Origin of the sequence: Methylomonas rapida (assembly GCF_024360925.2) — a bacterium.
GTDB classification, from domain to species: domain Bacteria; phylum Pseudomonadota; class Gammaproteobacteria; order Methylococcales; family Methylomonadaceae; genus Methylomonas; species Methylomonas rapida.
The window spans coordinates 3,017,454-3,034,813 of sequence record NZ_CP113517.1 but is presented as its reverse complement, the minus strand read 5'-3'; the positions used below and the strand labels follow the sequence as shown (position 1 = coordinate 3,034,813).

The 17,360-nt window shown below is 51.3% G+C and carries 18 protein-coding genes, 1 tRNA gene and 1 pseudogene; 13 read left to right on the top strand and 7 right to left on the bottom strand.

Going from position 1 to position 17,360, the window contains the following annotated elements; translation table 11 throughout:
* The first annotated feature begins 24 nt into the window (after positions 1-24).
* From NM686_RS14235 to NM686_RS14225, 3 genes are read left to right on the top strand one after another with little or no spacing between them, the layout of a single operon-like run.
* A complete protein-coding gene (locus NM686_RS14235) occupies positions 25-843 on the top strand; it encodes a vWA domain-containing protein (protein WP_255188499.1) in 819 nt (272 codons plus the stop codon).
* Positions 840-1,544, top strand: a complete 705-nt coding sequence (locus NM686_RS14230) for a PP2C family serine/threonine-protein phosphatase (protein WP_255188498.1) — start codon at positions 840-842, stop codon at positions 1,542-1,544. The genes NM686_RS14235 and NM686_RS14230 overlap by 4 nt, the downstream gene beginning before the upstream one ends.
* Complete coding sequence (locus NM686_RS14225; protein ID WP_255188497.1) at positions 1,541-2,359, top strand: protein kinase domain-containing protein; 819 nt, start codon at positions 1,541-1,543, stop codon at positions 2,357-2,359. The genes NM686_RS14230 and NM686_RS14225 overlap by 4 nt, the downstream gene beginning before the upstream one ends.
* Here the strand turns inward: NM686_RS14225 and NM686_RS14220 are convergent.
* The 5 genes and pseudogenes from NM686_RS14220 to NM686_RS14200 form a co-directional block, all read right to left on the bottom strand.
* Positions 2,296-2,787, bottom strand: a pseudogene (locus NM686_RS14220) (transposase); the annotation flags it as partial. The gene NM686_RS14225 and the pseudogene NM686_RS14220 overlap by 64 nt on opposite strands.
* A gap of 729 nt (positions 2,788-3,516) precedes the next feature.
* The gene (locus NM686_RS14215) at positions 3,517-3,912 is read right to left on the bottom strand and encodes a helix-turn-helix domain-containing protein (RefSeq protein WP_255188496.1); all 396 of its coding nucleotides are present in this window, start codon (positions 3,910-3,912) and stop codon (positions 3,517-3,519) included.
* A 35-nt stretch (positions 3,913-3,947) separates the two neighbouring features.
* Entirely contained in the window at positions 3,948-4,238 is a 291-nt protein-coding gene (locus tag NM686_RS14210) for a hypothetical protein (protein WP_255188495.1), read from the bottom strand.
* A gap of 17 nt (positions 4,239-4,255) precedes the next feature.
* Positions 4,256-5,257, bottom strand: coding sequence for a hypothetical protein (locus NM686_RS14205; protein ID WP_255188494.1), 1,002 nt, complete (start codon positions 5,255-5,257; stop codon positions 4,256-4,258).
* A 1,467-nt stretch (positions 5,258-6,724) separates the two neighbouring features.
* Positions 6,725-6,815: transfer RNA gene (locus NM686_RS14200), tRNA-Ser, on the bottom strand.
* An 81-nt stretch (positions 6,816-6,896) separates the two neighbouring features.
* Between NM686_RS14200 and NM686_RS14195 the strand changes: the two genes are divergently transcribed.
* The 5 genes from NM686_RS14195 (at position 6,897) to fae (ending at position 11,435) form a co-directional block, all read left to right on the top strand.
* Positions 6,897-8,009: an ATP-grasp domain-containing protein gene (locus NM686_RS14195; protein WP_255188492.1), complete on the top strand. Its 1,113-nt coding sequence runs from the start codon at positions 6,897-6,899 to the stop codon at positions 8,007-8,009.
* A gap of 4 nt (positions 8,010-8,013) precedes the next feature.
* The gene (gene mch, locus NM686_RS14190) at positions 8,014-8,997 is read left to right on the top strand and encodes a methenyltetrahydromethanopterin cyclohydrolase (protein WP_255188491.1); all 984 of its coding nucleotides are present in this window, start codon (positions 8,014-8,016) and stop codon (positions 8,995-8,997) included.
* A 79-nt stretch (positions 8,998-9,076) separates the two neighbouring features.
* Positions 9,077-9,970 (top strand): ATP-grasp domain-containing protein, encoded by an 894-nt coding sequence (locus NM686_RS14185; RefSeq protein WP_269022974.1) that lies wholly within the window; start codon positions 9,077-9,079, stop codon positions 9,968-9,970.
* Complete coding sequence (locus NM686_RS14180; protein WP_255188489.1) at positions 9,967-10,824, top strand: triphosphoribosyl-dephospho-CoA synthase; 858 nt, start codon at positions 9,967-9,969, stop codon at positions 10,822-10,824. The genes NM686_RS14185 and NM686_RS14180 overlap by 4 nt, the downstream gene beginning before the upstream one ends.
* Positions 10,825-10,919: 95 nt before the next feature.
* Positions 10,920-11,435 (top strand): formaldehyde-activating enzyme, encoded by a 516-nt coding sequence (gene fae, locus NM686_RS14175; protein WP_255188488.1) that lies wholly within the window; start codon positions 10,920-10,922, stop codon positions 11,433-11,435.
* 57 nt (positions 11,436-11,492) lie between these two features.
* Here the strand turns inward: fae and NM686_RS14170 are convergent, their stop codons facing one another.
* Positions 11,493-12,170, bottom strand: a complete 678-nt coding sequence (locus tag NM686_RS14170) for a HisA/HisF-related TIM barrel protein (protein ID WP_255188487.1) — start codon at positions 12,168-12,170, stop codon at positions 11,493-11,495.
* 14 nt (positions 12,171-12,184) lie between these two features.
* On the opposite strand from NM686_RS14170, the gene NM686_RS14165 reads away from it, so the two are divergent.
* The 5 genes from NM686_RS14165 (at position 12,185) to NM686_RS14145 (ending at position 16,888) form a co-directional block, all read left to right on the top strand.
* Entirely contained in the window at positions 12,185-13,177 is a 993-nt protein-coding gene (locus NM686_RS14165) for an ATP-grasp domain-containing protein (RefSeq protein WP_255188486.1), read from the top strand.
* Between the two features lie 3 nt (positions 13,178-13,180).
* Positions 13,181-14,230, top strand: a complete 1,050-nt coding sequence (locus tag NM686_RS14160; protein WP_255188485.1) for a hydantoinase/oxoprolinase family protein — start codon at positions 13,181-13,183, stop codon at positions 14,228-14,230.
* Between the two features lie 77 nt (positions 14,231-14,307).
* Positions 14,308-15,678 carry an aminodeoxychorismate synthase component I gene (pabB, locus tag NM686_RS14155; protein ID WP_255188484.1) on the top strand — a complete coding sequence of 457 codons (1,371 nt, stop codon included), beginning with the start codon at positions 14,308-14,310 and terminating at the stop codon, positions 15,676-15,678.
* On the top strand, positions 15,675-16,229 hold the full coding sequence (locus tag NM686_RS14150; protein ID WP_255188483.1) for an amino acid kinase family protein: 555 nt from the start codon (positions 15,675-15,677) through the stop codon (positions 16,227-16,229). The genes pabB and NM686_RS14150 overlap by 4 nt, the downstream gene beginning before the upstream one ends.
* A complete protein-coding gene (locus NM686_RS14145) occupies positions 16,226-16,888 on the top strand; it encodes a DUF2959 domain-containing protein (protein ID WP_255188482.1) in 663 nt (220 codons plus the stop codon). The genes NM686_RS14150 and NM686_RS14145 overlap by 4 nt, the downstream gene beginning before the upstream one ends.
* Position 16,889: 1 nt before the next feature.
* Here NM686_RS14145 and NM686_RS14140 read toward each other — a convergent pair whose 3' ends face one another.
* Positions 16,890-17,303 carry a hypothetical protein gene (locus NM686_RS14140; protein ID WP_255188481.1) on the bottom strand — a complete coding sequence of 138 codons (414 nt, stop codon included), beginning with the start codon at positions 17,301-17,303 and terminating at the stop codon, positions 16,890-16,892.
* Positions 17,304-17,360: the final 57 nt, after the last annotated feature.

The window sequence follows — 17,360 nt, the reverse complement described above, 5'->3', positions numbered from 1 at the left end:
CTTTTATGAATTGGAGGCTAGATCATGGGGTTTGCAAAATACCAAGAAGACATCGTGAGTCGGTACATCAGCGATTACGCGATGCGGACCACCCACTCGCCAGCCGCTCCACCCAATCCAGCAACCCCAAATATGAAAAATCAACTTGATCAAAGGATAAAGAAAATGAGCAGTCTCAAGAAATTCGCTGTCGCCACGCCCCGGCCTCTACCCGTGATCGTCTTGGCTGACGCGAGTGGCAGCATGGGGGAGAACGGCAAGATCGAGGCGCTCAACGCGGCGATGAAGGACATGGTCTCGACTTTCTCCAAAGAAAGTCGTCTGCGCGCTGAAATTCAAGTTGGATTGATCACCTTTGGTGGTAAGGCACAGATGCACCTGCCATTAGTTGCAGCGCATAGTGTTTCTGGATTTGCTGAGCTAAAGGCTGAAGGTGTGACGCCTATGGGCGCAGCATTTGACCTTGTCCGGCAGTTGCTCGAAGATAAAGACCGCATTCCCTCCAGGGCATACCGGCCTGTTTTGATTCTCATATCTGATGGGCTGCCGACCGATGATTGGGAAGCACCTTTCAAGGCTCTCTGTGATTCCGAGCGGGCGCAGAAAGCAGCCCGACTTGCAATGGCAATTGGTCCAGATGCCGATGAAGCAATGCTGAGGGATTTTGCAAACGATGCAGAAGCTCCCATTTTCAAGGCGCACAACGCTCGGGATATACATCGGTTCTTCCGTGCCGTGACTATGAGCGTGACCACTCGCACTACAAGTCAAAATCCAGATCTCTCAGCCGCCTTTGTCGTCCCGCCACCGGATGACGATGCACTGGACCTCGACTTCCAATGAGGTTTATTGCCTGCGGTGCGAGCGTTATCGGCCCCCGACACCTAGATCTTGGCGAGCCTAATCAGGACGCTATGGCTTTGACGGGCTGCCGGGACGGCTGGATTGCGGCTGTGGCTGACGGATTGGGCTCTCGAGCCCGCAGTGATCTGGGCGCGCGTCGTGCTTGCCAGGTTGCCAGACGGATCTTGCGCGCGGCACCGATGGGCCTCGATCTGCCGGCAACTCTGCCATTGTTCCATCAGCTGTGGATCGAAGCGATTGGGCTAGCAAGGCCAAGAGATGCTGCGACGACGCTGTTGTTCGCACGCGTGACGGCTGAAGGCGATCTCCAGGCTGCTCAATTGGGTGATGGTCTGCTTCTGGTGAGATGCGATGGCGAGTTCCGTCGCGTTACGCCAGAACGCACTGCCTATGGCAATCAGACGTGGGCACTTGAGTCCACACACTTGCAGGACAAATGGAGTACCACACAGGACAAACTTGCCGAGCCTGGCGATGGTGTGGTGCTGATGACAGATGGCGTTGCCGATGATCTAGAACCAGCTCAACTTGCCGAGTTTTTTGACGCACTTTATCAAGACCTGAGCACTCGGAATCGCCGCAGAGGTAGGCGGTGGCTACAGTCTGAATTGAATGACTGGGCAACCCCTCTGCATAGCGACGACAAAACACTGGTGGCCATATTTAGGATATCCAAATGAGCATAACAACAGCAGAAGCGCCAAAGAAGAACCGGACGGTGATAGACCAGCACGGTCAGTCCTACGAGCTAACGGGTCGTATCGGTGAAGGTGGACAAGGGATCGTCTGCACGACCAACCACCCTAACGTTCTCATCAAAGTTGCGCGCGCAACCACAGAAGAAATGAGAGCCAGTTGGGCGATCAAGATCCGCGCACTGATGCGCCACCCCCTCGAAGGCCTTCCAATCGCCCATCCCCTGGCTTTGATCACACAGCCGCAACCTGGCTACGTCATGGAACTAATGGACGGTCTCACACCAATGACTGAACTGATGCAGGTGTCGACGGATGCATTGATGTCTGAGGACGGCCTCTCCGGCTATGTAAAAACAGGCGGCCTGTCGCGTCGGTTAAAGATGCTTGCGCGACTGGCGCGAATATTGGCTGAGTTGCATGGTCGTGGACTGGCCTACGGCGATCTCTCCCCTGCGAATGTCTTCGTATCTCAGTCACTTGAGTATGCCGAAGTCTGGTTAATCGATGCCGACAACGTTGCGAGTCAGTCGCGTGATGGCCGGCAAGGTGTGTTTACTCCAGATTACGGTGCCCCAGAAATTCTCCGGGCTGAGTCTGGCATTAACACGCTGACAGACAGTTGGAGTTTTGCTGTAATCGCTTATCGCGTCCTCACCCTGGCCCACCCTCTCAAAGGGGATGTCGTTCTTGAGGGCGGAAAATTTCAAGCTAGTTGTCGCCTCAATGTAAAAACTTATGCGGTTATTTTGTTTTGGTTAGAGGGCTCCTGGTTCGAGTTGTTTTGGGCTTCGGCATGATCGGGATTGAGATGAACGGTATGGATTCTGTTCCAGTTACGAGTATTTTTACTCCAGCGCTGCGGATTTTGGCGGCGGGCGTTTTCATAGAGCGCGGTGCGTTTCGCCAATAGGGCTAAGTCCAAGCCGGCATGGCGTTGCGCCGGGGTCACAAATCCAATGGCGCTATGGCGGTGTTCGTGGTTGTACCACTGCACCAGATCGGCCACCCATTGCCGGGCAACCGTCAGGTCGGCAAACGGTTTCAACGGGTATTGCGGGCGATATTTCAAGGTTTTGAACAGCGATTCCGAATAAGGGTTGTCGTTGCTCACGGCCGGGCGGCTAAACGAAGGGACGACGCCGAGCCGCTGCAAGGTCGCGAGCATGGTAGCCCCCTTCATAGGACTGCCGTTGTCGGAATGCAGGATGACCTGCCCAGGCCGCAGGAAATATTTAACACGTTCAGCGTTCGCGCCAGACGGATGAGGCAAACCATCCAAAATTTGGTCGCCTCTAAGTATACCTTTCTCTTTTAGCGCCCATAGTGATTCGCTTACTTTCGGACCAAGCGGTACAAAAAGCGCATCCGGCAACATTTGACACTCCTTGGCAAACCAAGATTCTAATTGATGCTTCAGAAACGGAGTTTTTGTGATCGCTGGCGTGCCTCCATAATTTTCTCCATTCATCATGACTGGATACCTAAGTGCCGAAGTAAAATGCACTAAATGCGTTTGATCTTCAAACAAGGTTTTTGTCGATGAAATATCCAGCAACTGAGGTATGCCAATGAAATCAAGCATATCAGTTAAATTAGTACGCATGGGGCCGCTAAAACTGGCAAATTTTTTCGCTTCAGCTTTGGCGTGATCATTAGAACCGCCTGCCATTAAGACTTCATGCGCTTTCCTTAAAGCATTTGAGGCTTGTTGATAACCTGGTGTGATGCCTACGAGTACAATCTTGGCTACCGGATTAACGTAATCGAACGGTGCGTACCAGACCGAAAATGAGTTTTCTTTTTGAATCAACAAGTTTTCTGGAAAATGTCCATTTTCTAGGCTATTTGGGTCGAGGTTAGTAATGGTTTTTTGATACTGATTAAACAAGCATGTATTGGTTGGCATATCAATTCCTGATTAAAAATTGGGGCGTTGGCTTAGTCTCGAATTTGATCAATTTTCCAGGGCTTCCCGAATTTTATTTCGATAATGATTGGTGTTATTGACTAACTGCCCTGCCGGGATGACCTGTCTCAAAAGCTTGATAATTGCTCTTTCTGCATCGGATATCGGCTCCCCGAAAATTTCGACAATGACCTCATATTCTTTCGGCCTGTAGTTTTTCATCACCAACTCAAAAAACTCGACGCGATCAATATCCAGCGCCTTAGCCAATGCCGGAATTTTTTCGACAGGGACTTTCGTGGACCCTTGTTTAAGCATAGTGATGATATTAGGCGTGTTAAAACCACACATCTCGGCAATTTCTTTCTGCGAATACGTACTCCGATTGATGATCCTTTCTAAAAAACCGGCTACTTCTAATTTGGCTTCCAAACTGTCGCGCATATTTTTTACCTTGGTCGAAAGTGTTAAATGACGATTTACAGATTCGTTTTGGTTCTCGGACTACCTTTCAAATAACCTGCGGTAATGATTAGACTTTCCGCTTCTTGGTTACTTTTGATCAAATAGGCTTCCCGCAATTTGTCGAACTCCTTCAATGTTCGTTCCAGTTGCTTTCTCGCTCTCTCGAAATTCTTCGACTTGAAATATACCAACTCCGTGCCGCCGTGCTGGTGTTCGATCGCGCCATGCTCAAGTAATAAATCCAATACCAGCTTAGGGATACAACGTTGTTGAATTCTGGTCTCAGCATGTTTGGTTAAAATCATGGCAATCACCCTTATCTTTAGTTGAACAACTGTTTCGCCCGATACTCGGCGGCGACCGCAGCCAAAATCCGGCTACCCTCGACGACAAATGTATGAAGGTTTTTCGATTGGTAAAATTTGCCGATTTGCATCAGCGTTTCAGGTGTTAAAAGTTCTAACCTCTCGGAGGCGTCCAATTTTTCCAAATCGGTATATGCCTGAATAAGCGATTCGTTCCAGTCAAGTTTTTTGGTCAACTCGGCAATTTCCAGCTTCGCCAAAGTTCTCATGACATAGCAATGATGTCGAAATTGACCTAATGTCTCGTAGCTGTCGAAAGGCGGTTCTTCGTGATAAAGAAACGGTCCTGTGAACCCTTTTTTTGTTAACAGCCAGCGGTACGCTTCTTCGGCTTCGATCACGGTTTTATCTTCGATGCGACCAGAGACAATCAAGCGGTCATGTCCTTTCGAACTAACGGCATTTCTCACGGTTTTTATCCCAACCCCGGCCAGTAACGCGATTTCATCCAATGTCAGTGCTAACCCTTCCAACAGTTTCCATCTGGCGTAGGCCGCATCGGTTATTGTCAATAAAGTGTTTAAAATTGGGTCATCGTCGCCTCCTAGCATCACAATCCCAGCCTCCTTAAATGACAAAATTGGTCGTTTACCAAACATTTGTCTGAATGAGCCTAATTCTGTGATCGCCTCTAATAACCACGCGTCAAAATGCTTTGTGCCATGAATGGTATCTATGCCATTCCAAGCGCCTGTTTGCGCAAAATCCAAAATTTCTTCAATCCGTTTTACAAACGTATTGTTCTCTAAGTTGCTTTGTGAAATATTTTTTTTCAGTACCGCTGTAGGTAGATGGTCGTAGTGAATATCGCCACCTTCGTAGTTTTCTTCATTGATTCCCAACAATCTAGCCCCTGCTTTAGGGTCGAAGAAGCAATCGGCCCACATGGACCAAATACTCAGAAACATCATGGCGGTTTCTTTGGCTTCTTCTCTCGTGATTTTTGACAGTGTTATCATAGTGGCTCCGCGGTGACATAAGGACTCATTTGTTCCCGTTGAAAATAGAATACCATCTTTCAGGCCGAATGCAAGGTATTCAGGACTCCTTTTTTCATTTTTTTAACTTGCTGGATGTTTTATGACTGATACTCTATTTAGCAATCTGTTTTATTTAGTTCACAAGAATGGCGACAAGCTCTATCCGGTTAAGATGAAAAACAGAGAGACCGGTAAAATTTGTTTCCGCATTTCGCCCGGCGGTACCGGTGGTAACAAAAAGGAAATGGGACTAGAGATAGAATGCGAACACGAGATGAAAAAATACGTGTTACAGAAAGGATATGCGGTTAGAGCGTCCACATTGAACGGTAGCCGAAAGGGACTCTATAAAATTGGCCAGCGATGTATCGTATCAGTGGTAAATAACAGCATGTAACTGTGTTGGCCTGTTCTATTGGAGTCCACTGAAAAGATCTGACTGCTGCCATTCGATAGAAATGAGTGAAAGCAGTTAAGGGTAAGAACCGGCAATAACGGCTGGGTTTAGCCGTCGTGCCGGCGGCAATGATTACGCAGGGGGCTGGATCCGACGTACATCCTGCCGAAAATTGAGGAATGTCGTCCGCCGATTTGGCCGAGATCCAGAAAGCGCGTCAGGCAACCGGTGCTGCCAAATTTGATGTGGATATAGCATCGTCATTCTCCGACGTCGACAGTCGCCCCTGTTACCGCGTGTATGAACACACCTGCGGTCCAGATCATGACACACCTCCAGATAACTTTTCTGTTGAGTGTACGCTTGTTTGCCAAGCTTTTTTGGGATGAGCGGAAAATGATTGCTAATCAAGATTTCATTTATCAAACCTGATGATCCCCATTCACATGAAAATTAGGCTCTCACCAAGCCACTGGTGGACCGGAGCTATTTTCTAAGCGGGGCCAGCCAAATCCAGGGTTTACCAAGAGCGAACTGACAATACGGTATAAGAATCAGATTGGTTTGCCGATCAAGTCATCTATTTGCAACACTGGCTTATGGCCGACATTCGCAAGCATGTACCAAGATTTTTAAGGTCCAAACGTCCATCTTTGCAATATTGGTTTCTGTCACCAACCTTAGTCTGTAAATTCCTGATGGCAGCAGCTTTGCTGGGGTTGACGCGTCCATATTTCCAATTCGATTAATCTTGGCTTTGGTGTTGCGAGTGCGTTGTAATGTACGATTACGATCAGCATACTTTGGATGAGATTCACGGTATTGACGCCAATAATCGGGATTGCGCTCTATCCAGGATTGTTGAGCCCGTTGTTGGACTCAAATCATGCGTGGAGTCGACAAATGGCTGATAATGATCCTGTATAAAATAACGCCGGCTGAAATGGAATCAGTGATGGTTATTAGAATCAAAAGTAGGGTAGGGAGTAGGGTAGAAAAAATTAAGGCCTTGATAAAACGTTATTTATCAAGGCCTTAATCATAAATAATGGCGGAGAGCTAGGGATTCGAACCCCAGGACGGGTATAAGCCGTCAACGGTTTTCAAGACCGCCGCTTTCGACCGCTCAGCCAGCTCTCCATGAGCCGCGCATTATGCCAGATAATTTTTTAAAATCCAGAGTTTTTTTTGCTAATCTGAAATTTTTTTAGGTTGCGTGGCATGGCTGAACAAGATATTCCATTGACTTTGTTGGTGATCGCGCAATCCGCGCGCATGCTGGTGCAGATGGCTGTCGGTGCGGGTTTTTCTGCGGTGGCAATCGATTGTTATGCCGATTCCGATACCCTGCAATTGGCCTTGGAGGCGATTAAAGTCGAGTCGTTGAGATTGAATGAGGTGCGGCCGGCGCTCGATGCGGTGCAAGTGAAGCATGGCTTGACGCATGTCGTCTATGGCAGTGGGTTTGAAGATCACCTCGAAACCCTGGGCTTTCTGCAACAAAACTGGGTCGTATTGGGGAATTCGGTCGAGGTTTTTCGACAGATTCAGGATAAGCCCGCCTTTTTTGCCCGGCTTGCCGCATTGTCAATTCTGTATCCTCAAACGATTTTTACTCCGCCGAGTGGCGAGAGAAGGCAATGGTTGCTCAAGCCTGTTAGCGGCGCGGGAGGGGCTCATATCAGGTGGCATGATCCAAATGATTCGGTTTGTGCGGATAAGTTCTACTGGCAGCGTTTCGTCAGAGGTGAGGCTTTGTCCATGCTGTTCTTGGCTGCGGAAGGTCGGATCGGGATAGTGGGATTCAATCGGCAGTGGATCTGTTCCGTCGGCCATGAAAAGCAGCCCTTTTTGTTTGCGGGTATCGCCAGTCATGCCAATGTGTCGGACGATCATCGGCGCCTGTTATATGAATGGTTGACGAAGCTGGCGCGGGTGTATCCGTTGCGGGGCTTGGGAAGCCTGGATTTCATGCTGGCCGATGGCTATTGCTATGTGCTCGAAATCAATGCCAGGATTCCGGCCAGCGCACAGTTGTATGGCAAACGGGTGTTCAGCCTCCACCTGCAAGCCTGTTTGGGCGTGATGACGGATGACTCTATCGAGTCCGAGCCTGCTGCCTATCAAGTCGTGTATGCCAAGCAGGCGGTCAAGATTCCAGTGTCTGTGGATTGGCCTGACTGGGCGCTGGACAGGCCGAGCGGCGGCGCAATTGTTGGCATGGGGCAGCCCATATGCAGTATCATTGCCGCCGGAAAAAGTCCGGGCCAGGCAGAGGAGTGCCTGTGTCATAGGCAGCAAGTCATTGAAAATATTTTGAATATAGGTTTCTAAAATCATGCAATATCAGGCAAGCGTCAATAAACTCACTCAGCCCTTGGTTAAACATCTGCTGGATAACGCGGATAAATTGAGATTGGGTATCGAAAAGCAGGAAAACGGTTGCACGATTATCGATGCCGGCATCAAGGTGCCGGGCGGCCTGGAAGCGGGACGCATCATCACCGAGATTTGCATGGGTGGTATGGGGACTGCGACGATTTCGCAAAGCAGTTATACCAACAACTGGCCGCTGACGATTAACGTGCATGCCACCAATCCGGTGCTGTCTTGCCTGGGTAGCCAGTATGCTGGTTGGAGTTTGTCGCACGGCAAATATTACGCCTTGGGTTCCGGTCCTGCGCGGGCAATGGCTACTAAAGTCAAAGACGGTGCGGTCGAGCCGGTCGAAGAGTTGTACAAAGAATTGGAGTACCGCGACAGCTGCGATAACACAGTGCTGGTGATCGAAAACGATGCGGTGCCGCCGCTGGAAATCGTCGAAAAAGTCGCGGCAGCCTGCGGCGTGTCTCCGGCCAATCTGACCATCATCGTTACCCCCACCAGCAGTCTGGCGGGTGGTGTGCAAGTGGTGGGTCGGGTGCTGGAAGTGGCGATGCATAAGGCGCATGCGCTGCATTTCCCCTTGGAGAATATCGTCGACGGTTCGGGTTCCGCACCAATTTGCCCGCCGCACCCCAATTTCGTCAAGGCGATGGGGCGTACCAATGATGCGATTCTGTTCGCAGGGCAGGTGCATTTGTTCGTCAAGGGCAGCGACGAGGCTGCTGAAAAACTGGCGAAAGAATTGCCGAGCTCCACGTCCAAGGATTATGGCAAGCCGTTTGCCGACATTTTCAAGGCCTATGAATACGATTTTTTCAAAATCGATGCGATGCTGTTCAGTCCGGCCAGCGTGATCGTCACGGCGGTGGAATCCGGCAAAAGCTTTCGTGCCGGCAAATTGGACAATGCCCTGCTGGATCAATCCTTCGGCCTCTAATTCCTTTCTCTGTTTATCAAAGCCGGGCTTTATCGAGACCGGCTTTTTTATTATCTAGCGTCAACCTGACATGACTTCTGTGCGCCGTATTGCGATTTTTACCGACGACCCCGGCTGGCACGGCAAGCAATTATGCCGGGCTTTTGCCGAGCGTGATTGTGTTGCCGAATACGTTTCCCTGACGGCTTGCCGGATACAGACCGCCGGCATTCCTCTGCTGCATATCCCGGGCTTTGAGCAAAAATTGCCGGACGCTGTTTTCGTGCGCGGCGTGCCGGGCGGCTCGCTGGAAGAAGTGGTGTTTTATCTCGATGTGCTGCATGCGCTGAAACTATTGGGCGTGCCCGTCTATAACGATGGGCATGCGATAGAGCGCAGCGTCGACAAGGCCATGACCAGTTTTCTATTGCAAAACGCTGGCTTGCCGACCCCTATGACCTGGGTGTTGCGTGACCGGGACGAAGCGCTGACGGTCGCCGAACAAGAATTGGCGGCGGGACATTATTTGATCAGCAAGCCTTTGTTCGGCTCGCAGGGTGAGGGCATACGCCGCATCGAAAAATCGACCGATTTGTTCTGGTTGACCAGCAGTCACGGTATTTATTATTTGCAGCGCTTTGTCGAGTGCGATGGCGAAGGTTATTACGATAAGCGTGTATTCGTCATCAATGGCAAGGCGGTGGCCGCGATGCGTCGGCGCGGGATTTCCTGGTTGAATAATGTCGCGCGCGGGGCGACTTGCGAAGCGATAGCGCTCAGTGACGAGGTAGCCGAACTGGCGGTGCGCGCCGTGGCGGTATTAAAAATGGATTATGCCGGCGTGGATATCATCCGGCAGCGCGATGGCTCCCTGAGTGTGATCGAGGTCAACAGCGTGCCGGCCTGGAAAGGCTTGCAAAGCGTTTGCGGCGTCGATATAGCGGCTTGTCTGGTTCAGGACTTGCTTGAGCGCCATGTGGGGCAATCAGCATGATAGAGCGACAAGCGTTGATGGATGTCTATCTACAGGCCTGCGAAACCGAGTTGCAGGCTTTCAAGCCGGGCAATGTCAGTATATACAGTGCGGCTGATGATATGACGGTGGAAGATTTCAGGCTCAGTGCCAAGGTCAGTGCGGCGGCCATTACAAATCCTGATTATTCGTTGGGCGAGAAAATCTATTACGCGATCGAGGCGACGCGTGAAGCGGTGGCGTGCAATACCAATCTGGGGATAGTCTTGCTATGCGCGCCGTTGATGCAGGCCGTGCAAACGGCCGCGAGGGGGCAAAACTTGCGCCAGGCCTTGTCCAATGTATTGGACAATACCACCGTGCGGGACGCGGAATGGGTGTTCAAGGCCATCGTGTTGGCGGCGCCGGCCGGGCTGGGTGAGTCCGGTCGGCAAGACGTGAATCAGGATGCCACTGTCACCTTGACGCAAGCCATGGCCATCGCGGCCGAACGCGATCGAATTGCGTTGCAATACACAAATTGTTTCAAAGATATTTTTGAATTCACGATTTCAGAGTATAATCGTGCTTTCGTTTTGTCTGGCGAAAGCGGATGGGCGGCACTGACGGTTTTTGCCGAAATGTTGGCGCGTTTTCCGGATAGCCATATTGAGCGAAAGTATGGAAAGCAGTATTCAGAGTGGATCGCGGAACAGATGGCCGAGCTTTGCAAGGCTATCAAAGCTGCGGACAAGCCGGACGATGTCTTGCCGTTGCTTTATCGCATCGATGAGGCGTTCAAGGCGAAAAAAGTCAACCCGGGTACTACCGCTGACATCACTGTCGCAACGGTACTAGTGGTGCTTCTGGAACAACTTTTTAGTCATGAGATTTGACTAAAAAGTTTTGGATGGAATCTCCCGGAGGCTTTAATAAGGACATGCTATGTCTTTCAATTGGTTAAATCTTATCTTTAGGGGATAAATTAAAAATGGCAAAAATTACAAACATGCGCGTTGGCGAATCTTTGGTTGGTGACGGCAACGAAGTCGCGCACATCGACTTGATCATCGGACCACGTGGTTCAGCTGCTGAAACTGCATTCGCAAATGCGCTGACAAACAACAAAGACGGTTTCTCAACCCTGTTGGCTGTTGTTGCTCCTAACCTGATGGTTAAACCAGCTACCATTCTGTTCAACAAAGTAACCATCAAAGGTTCTAAACAAGCTGTTCAAATGTTTGGACCTGCTCAACGTGGCGTTGCTATGGCTGTTGCTGATTCTGTCGAAGACGGCACCATCCCAGCAGACGAAGCGGATGACTTGTTCGTTTCTGTAGGTGTTTTCATCCACTGGTTGGCTGAAGACGATGCAAAAATCGAAGAGTACAACTACAAAGCAACCAAAGAAGCGATCGCTCGCGCTGTTGCTGGCACTCCGACTGCTAAAGAAGTCGTTGCTGGTAAAAAAGAAGCTAAACACCCATTTGCAACTAACAAAGTTTAATCTTTTAGTTACAATTGGTTGGACAAAATACCCCGGCTTGCCGGGGTATTTTTTTGCCTAAAGGTTTTCTAGCTCCGGTGTGCCAATGGCACCGGCATGCAAGGCTGTTGCCAGCAAGGCGGTGTGTACGCCCATGGCTTTAAGTTGAACAAGGTCGGCGTAATTGCGTATGCCGCCAGCCGCAACGAGGCGTTTATCCGGGTGGCTTTGCCGTAACTGAACAAGTTTGTCGAAGTCCGGGCCATTATTGCTGCCCACGCGATGCAGGGTCATCGCGATCACGGTGCTGGGCCAATACCGGCTCTCGCTAAACCAGGAAGCGGGCCCGCTTGCGCGTTCGTTTTTAAAATCCAGCGACAGAATATAATCGTGTTGCGTGAGGCCAGGTGGTTCTTGCTGGGATTCCGTGCCGATCACCTGTTTCAAATTCGGCACAGGGCTTTGCAGTCTCGATAAGGGGCTACCATCGTCGAGCCAGAATTCGATCTCGGGATGCGCTGCTAACACTGCGGCGATCAGTGCTTGGTGGTCGTCCGTGCCGGTAATGGCATTCAAATCGGCGATATAGAAGCGCTTGAACGGGAAAATTTCTAAAAAGCCCGCCAAAACGGCGTCGATATGGCTGCTGGCGCTGAGTACCGAATGATGGTGTATGGGTTGATAGTTTGCACGATCACCGCGGACGGCATGTACGACTTGGCCGTCTTTCAAGTCTATCACTGGAATAATCTGCATAAGGTTTGAATCGGTTGAAAATTCTTGTTTTTGAATACATTACGGGCGGTGGTTTGGCCGGGCAGGACTTGCCGGCTACGTTGGCTGCCGAAGGCGGCATGATGTTACAGGCTTTGCTGGATGATCTAAAGTCCGTGCTTGATCTGCAGCTGTTGTTACCGCTGGATAGCCGGTGCATGCATGTTTCATTGCCCCCCGATACGCATGTGACGCCAGTTGACGCAAAAACCGACCTCAACCAAGTCTTGGCGACATTGATTGCCGAAGCCGATGCGGTTTGGCTGATTGCCCCGGAGACGGGGGGCTTGCTCGCCGAGCTGGCGCGGCGTGTCATCGTGGCGGGCAAGATCTTTTTATTGTCAGATCCTGATACGGTCGCGTTATGTGGCGACAAATTGGCAACCTATCACTGTTTGCTGTCGCATGCATTGCCAGTTGTGCCAAGCGTGTCGGTTGCGGAGTGGGCGCGATTGCCTTTTTCGGCTTGCGTCATAAAGCCCATCGATGGCGTTGGTTGCGAAGGGAGTCGTATCCTGCAGAATGCAAGCGAATTTCAGGCTACGGTGGCCGGTCTGGACGATCCATCCCGTTATCTGGCTCAGCCCTTGTTGGCAGGGCGGGCCGTCAGCCTGTCCTGTTTATGCAAACGAGGTCGGGGCTGGCTGCTATGTTGCAACGAACAACAGGTCGATAAAACCGGTCATTCTTTTAATTTGCACGGTTGTTTGGTCAACGCGCCGAACCCGCGCCAGGCTTTTTACCAAACCCTGGTTCGGCAAATTGCCGCTGCGATGCCGGGGCTTTGGGGATATATCGGTATCGATTTGATCGAAACGACCGACCAAGGACCCTTGATATTGGAGATCAATCCTCGCCTGACCACGTCTTATGTCGGCATCCAGCGCGCTACCGGCATCAATGTCGCCGAGCAAGTCTTGCGCCTGCTGGAAGGCGAGCCCGATCTGACATTTTCTGGCGTTGGCCCCATTCAGGTAACCATTCATTAAATCATGCAAAGATTCATCATAGGTTGGGACATTGGCGGAGCCCATGTAAAAGCCGCCATGCTCGATGATTCGGGCGTCGTACTGCAAGTGATACAACGACCGTGTCCGTTGTGGAAAGGGTTGTCCTATCTGGAGGCGGCTATCGATGCCGTGCTCATGCAATTACCCAGAGAGGTCGAACGGCATGCGGTGACGATGACCGGAGAATTGGTCGATTGCTTCAGCAGCCGAGAGCAAGGGGTGGAAGCCATCCTGCACACCTTGCAAGGCAGATTGCCTAAATCGGATATACGTGTTTTTGCCGGTAACGCCGGTTTCATTTCGCTTGATGACGTGCGCAGCGATGATTACATGGTCATCGCCTCGGCTAATTGGCTGGCGAGCGCGCAATTGGCGGCCAGGTGCCGGAAAAACGCGCTATTTGTCGATATTGGTAGTACCACCAGCGATATCTTGCGGATAGAAAGCCATGCTGTGCAAGCTGTGGGCCATACCGACTATGAGCGCCTGGTTTCCGGCGAATTGGTTTACACCGGCATCGTGCGTACGGCCGTAATGGCCGTGGCGCAGCGGGCTGTGTTCAATGGGCGCGACATGGGACTCATGGCGGAATACTTTGCCACCATGGCGGATGTGTATCGCTTGACGGGAGATTTGAATGAAGCCCATGATCAAAGCGAAACCGCCGATGGCGCGGATAAGTCTCCGGTAGCCAGCGCACGGCGTTTGTCCCGGATGACGGGGTTCGAGTTTGTGGAAAGCGACTGGCCGCTTTGGTTGGCGTTCGCGCAGGAACTGAAGCGCCAACAGCGAGCGCTCATACACGAAGCCTGTCTGCAGCAGCTGGGAAGCGGCTGCGATCAGGCAAAGGATTTGTGCCTGATTGGCGCCGGAGTGGGGCGCTTTTTAGCCAAGGAGATAGCCGCCGATCTCGGACTCGGTTATGTCGATTTCACCGCGCTGTTGCGGCAAGGGGCTTCGGTGGGCGATGTCGATGCCGCCGACTGTGCGCCGGCGGTTGCGGTGGCTTATCTGGCCGCTGGGTTTGGTTAATGCCGGTGGCTGGTATAAAATCAGTCCATGATCACGCATTTCTTCGGCAAGACCGAATCGCTTAATCACTCCCGCTGATGCCTTTTAAGCTTACAAAACAATCATTGCCTTATTTCGAGGATAGCGCCTTATTGTTTGCGGTATGCGCCGATCAGCCCTGGGCGATTTTTCTGGATAGTGCCTTTCCTGGTAGCCAGCAGGGCCGTTTCGACATCATGGCCTATGATCCGGTTTGTACTCTGGAGACGCGCGGGGCTATCACGTTCATCCGCGATCGGGAGGGTGAAACAGCGAGCAGCGAGGATCCCTTCGAGTTGCTCAAGCAGCGCTTGGGCCAGGCATTGCCCAGCGTGGATGATTTGCCTTTCAATGGCGGCGCGATGGGCTACTTTGCCTATGATCTGGCGAGACGCATCGAAAAGTTGCCGGCCCTTGCCAAGGATGCCGAACAATTGCCGGAGATGGCGGTTGGCATTTATCGCTGGGCGGTGGTGGTCGATCATCAAAAACGCCAAACTTGGTTGCTGGGTTATGACTTGAGCGAAAGGCAAGTCGCTCGGTTAACTGAACAATTTCGGCGTTTACCGCTGTTGCGCGTGGTCGACGATTTCCGGGTTTTGGCCACGCCGCAATCCAATATGGACAGAAGTGCTTATGGTCGGGCTTTCGCCAGAATCAAGCATTATCTGAAAGAAGGCGATTGTTATCAGGTCAATCTGACGCAACGCTTCGTTAGCGCATGCCAGGGTAATCCGTGGTTTGCTTATCAAGTGCTGCGCAAGATCAATGCCGCGCCGTTCAGTGCCTATTTGAACCTGCCGGCTGGGCAGGTGCTGAGTTCTTCTCCTGAGCGTTTCTTGAAAGTAAGCTACGGCCAAGTGGAAACCAAACCGATCAAAGGCACGCGTCCGCGTAAGGCCTTGGCCAGTGAGGACCAGCGCCAAGCCGCCGAGCTGGCCGCCAGTACCAAGGATAGAGCGGAAAACGTGATGATCGTGGATTTATTGCGCAATGACCTCGGCAAAACCTGCAAGGATGGCTCTGTGCGGGTGCCGAAATTATTTGCGATCGAAAGTTATGCCACCGTGCATCATTTGGTCAGTACCGTAACCGGCGAGCTGGCCGAGGGGCGGCATGCGCTGGATTTATTGCGCAGCTGTTTTCCCGGTGGCTCGATTACCGGCGCTCCCAAGATACGCGCAATGGAAATCATCGAGGAATTGGAACCGCATCGGCGCGGTGTTTATTGCGGCGCGATCGGTTATATCGGTTTTGACGGCAATATGGACACCAACATCGCGATACGCACGTTGGTGCATAACCAGGGCAGCATTCGCTTTTGGGTAGGTGGCGGCATCGTCAACGACTCGGATGAAGCCGCCGAATATCAGGAATGCTTCGATAAAGCCGCCGCGCTGTTGCAATTATTGGAGCAGTTGCGGCGGTGATCACGGTGATCAAGCTGGGCGGCAGTTTGCTGAGCGCTTCGGCGTTGCCGGCCTGTCTGGATACGGTTGAGCGTTATCCCGGCAACATTCTGCTGGTTCCTGGTGGTGGCGTGTTTGCCGATCAAGTTCGCTTGGCCCAACGCCAATGGGGTTTCGATGATGTCGCGGCGCATCGCATGGCGATCCTGGCGATGGGGCAAATGGCCTTGTTGTTCAATAGCCTGAAACCGGATTTTGCCTTGTTCGATAGCGTTCTGAAGATAATCTCGCTGCCGAAGGTGGCGGTGTGGTCGCCGGATATCGATGAACTGGATGAAGCCGGGATCGTCCCCAGTTGGGACATTACCTCAGACAGTCTGGCGGCTTGGCTGGCCGGTCGGGTCCAGGCGGACGCCTTGCTGCTGGTTAAGTCTTGCTCAGTCGATGAGGGGGCCGCTCTGACGGATTTACAGCAAGGTGGCGTTATCGACGTTGGTTTTGTAAGTTTTGTCGCAGGGGCTGGTTACAAAACCAGAGTTATCAATAAGGATCGTTTTTTGTCCATATCATGATCAAGTTCGTCAAATCTCTGCTGAATAAACCTTTGCGTAATGCCTATTATCAGAGTCGAGAATCGCTGCTGGGGCATCACAAACGCGACATTGTCGTGCTTCAGGTCGATCAGGCGTGCGAAAGTCTGAAAGAAAGTCGCGATCAGTTTGTCGATGCGCTGGAAAAATTCAAGAGTATCGCTCGCTACGACGACAGTTCACTGGAGCAGCGTTACCAGCAATTGAAAAAACGCTACGACATTTGCCGGAACAAGGCCGACCAAGTGGCGCAGCGCATCAGGGCCATCGAGGAAGTCAGCGAAGCCTTGTTCGCGGAATGGGAAGCGGAATTGGCGTTGTACAGCAGCCGCTCTTTGCGCGCGCGCAGTCAGCAACAATTGAAAAAATCCCGGCAGCAATATGGGCGTTTGTTGAAAACCCTGCAAGTCGCCGAGTCACGCATGCATCCCGTGCTGGCGGCCTTTCAGGATCAGGTTTTGTTTTTAAAGCACAATCTCAATGCGCATGCGATTGCCGCGCTGCGGCATGAGTTTGTAGAAATGGGGGTGGATATTTCGCGTTTGATCGAGGTCATGGAAAAGACCATCAGCGAGGCCAGCCAGTTTGTTTCCGTATTGGTGGAACAGAAGCAATTGCCGGCCCCGGTGCTGCGCCGCTAGCTTACATGGGGTGCATTTTATAGTCGATCTTGTTGCCTTGATTTTTGTCGCGAGGGTCTATGGTTTTTTTCCGGTTTTGATCGATCCGCTCTTGCGTGTATTGAGCGATCATTTGATCCCAGTTGTCATATTTCTCGTAATCCTTGTTGCCGCTCGCTTTGCGTTTCGCGAACAATTCCTTGCCTTTTTCGATCAATCTTTCCGGGGTCAAGCCGTCGATCTCGTTCAAAAAGTCCTTGTTGTTTCTGATTTCGTCGCGCAACGTCCAGAAGGAGACTTCAAATTCGATGCGCTGATCCAGCGGTAGTTTTTCCTTGATGACATTGACCGACCTGTTGACGGTTTTTAGACTGCTGCCATTGATCTGGTGGCTTTTATTGCAAGCCACCAGCGTCAATGAACAGATTAGAAACATTAAAACAGTTGTCGCTTTTCTCATATATAAAAGCCCCCCAGTGGCGAAATAAACAAA

Coding starts and splice junctions, on each gene's coding strand:
- NM686_RS14225 (WP_255188497.1), top strand. CDS start 1,541: ATGAGCATAACAACAGCAGAAGCGCCAAAGAAGAACCGGACGGTGATA.
- NM686_RS14170 (WP_255188487.1), bottom strand. CDS start 12,170: ATGCAGATTATTCCAGTGATAGACTTGAAAGACGGCCAAGTCGTACAT.
- NM686_RS14205 (WP_255188494.1), bottom strand. CDS start 5,257: ATGATAACACTGTCAAAAATCACGAGAGAAGAAGCCAAAGAAACCGCC.
- NM686_RS14180 (WP_255188489.1), top strand. CDS start 9,967: ATGATAGAGCGACAAGCGTTGATGGATGTCTATCTACAGGCCTGCGAA.
- fae (WP_255188488.1), top strand. CDS start 10,920: ATGGCAAAAATTACAAACATGCGCGTTGGCGAATCTTTGGTTGGTGAC.
- NM686_RS14235 (WP_255188499.1), top strand. CDS start 25: ATGGGGTTTGCAAAATACCAAGAAGACATCGTGAGTCGGTACATCAGC.
- NM686_RS14230 (WP_255188498.1), top strand. CDS start 840: ATGAGGTTTATTGCCTGCGGTGCGAGCGTTATCGGCCCCCGACACCTA.
- NM686_RS14215 (WP_255188496.1), bottom strand. CDS start 3,912: ATGCGCGACAGTTTGGAAGCCAAATTAGAAGTAGCCGGTTTTTTAGAA.
- NM686_RS14140 (WP_255188481.1), bottom strand. CDS start 17,303: ATGTTTCTAATCTGTTCATTGACGCTGGTGGCTTGCAATAAAAGCCAC.
- NM686_RS14160 (WP_255188485.1), top strand. CDS start 13,181: ATGCAAAGATTCATCATAGGTTGGGACATTGGCGGAGCCCATGTAAAA.
- NM686_RS14195 (WP_255188492.1), top strand. CDS start 6,897: ATGGCTGAACAAGATATTCCATTGACTTTGTTGGTGATCGCGCAATCC.
- pabB (WP_255188484.1), top strand. CDS start 14,308: ATGCCTTTTAAGCTTACAAAACAATCATTGCCTTATTTCGAGGATAGC.
- NM686_RS14145 (WP_255188482.1), top strand. CDS start 16,226: ATGATCAAGTTCGTCAAATCTCTGCTGAATAAACCTTTGCGTAATGCC.
- mch (WP_255188491.1), top strand. CDS start 8,014: ATGCAATATCAGGCAAGCGTCAATAAACTCACTCAGCCCTTGGTTAAA.
- NM686_RS14210 (WP_255188495.1), bottom strand. CDS start 4,238: ATGATTTTAACCAAACATGCTGAGACCAGAATTCAACAACGTTGTATC.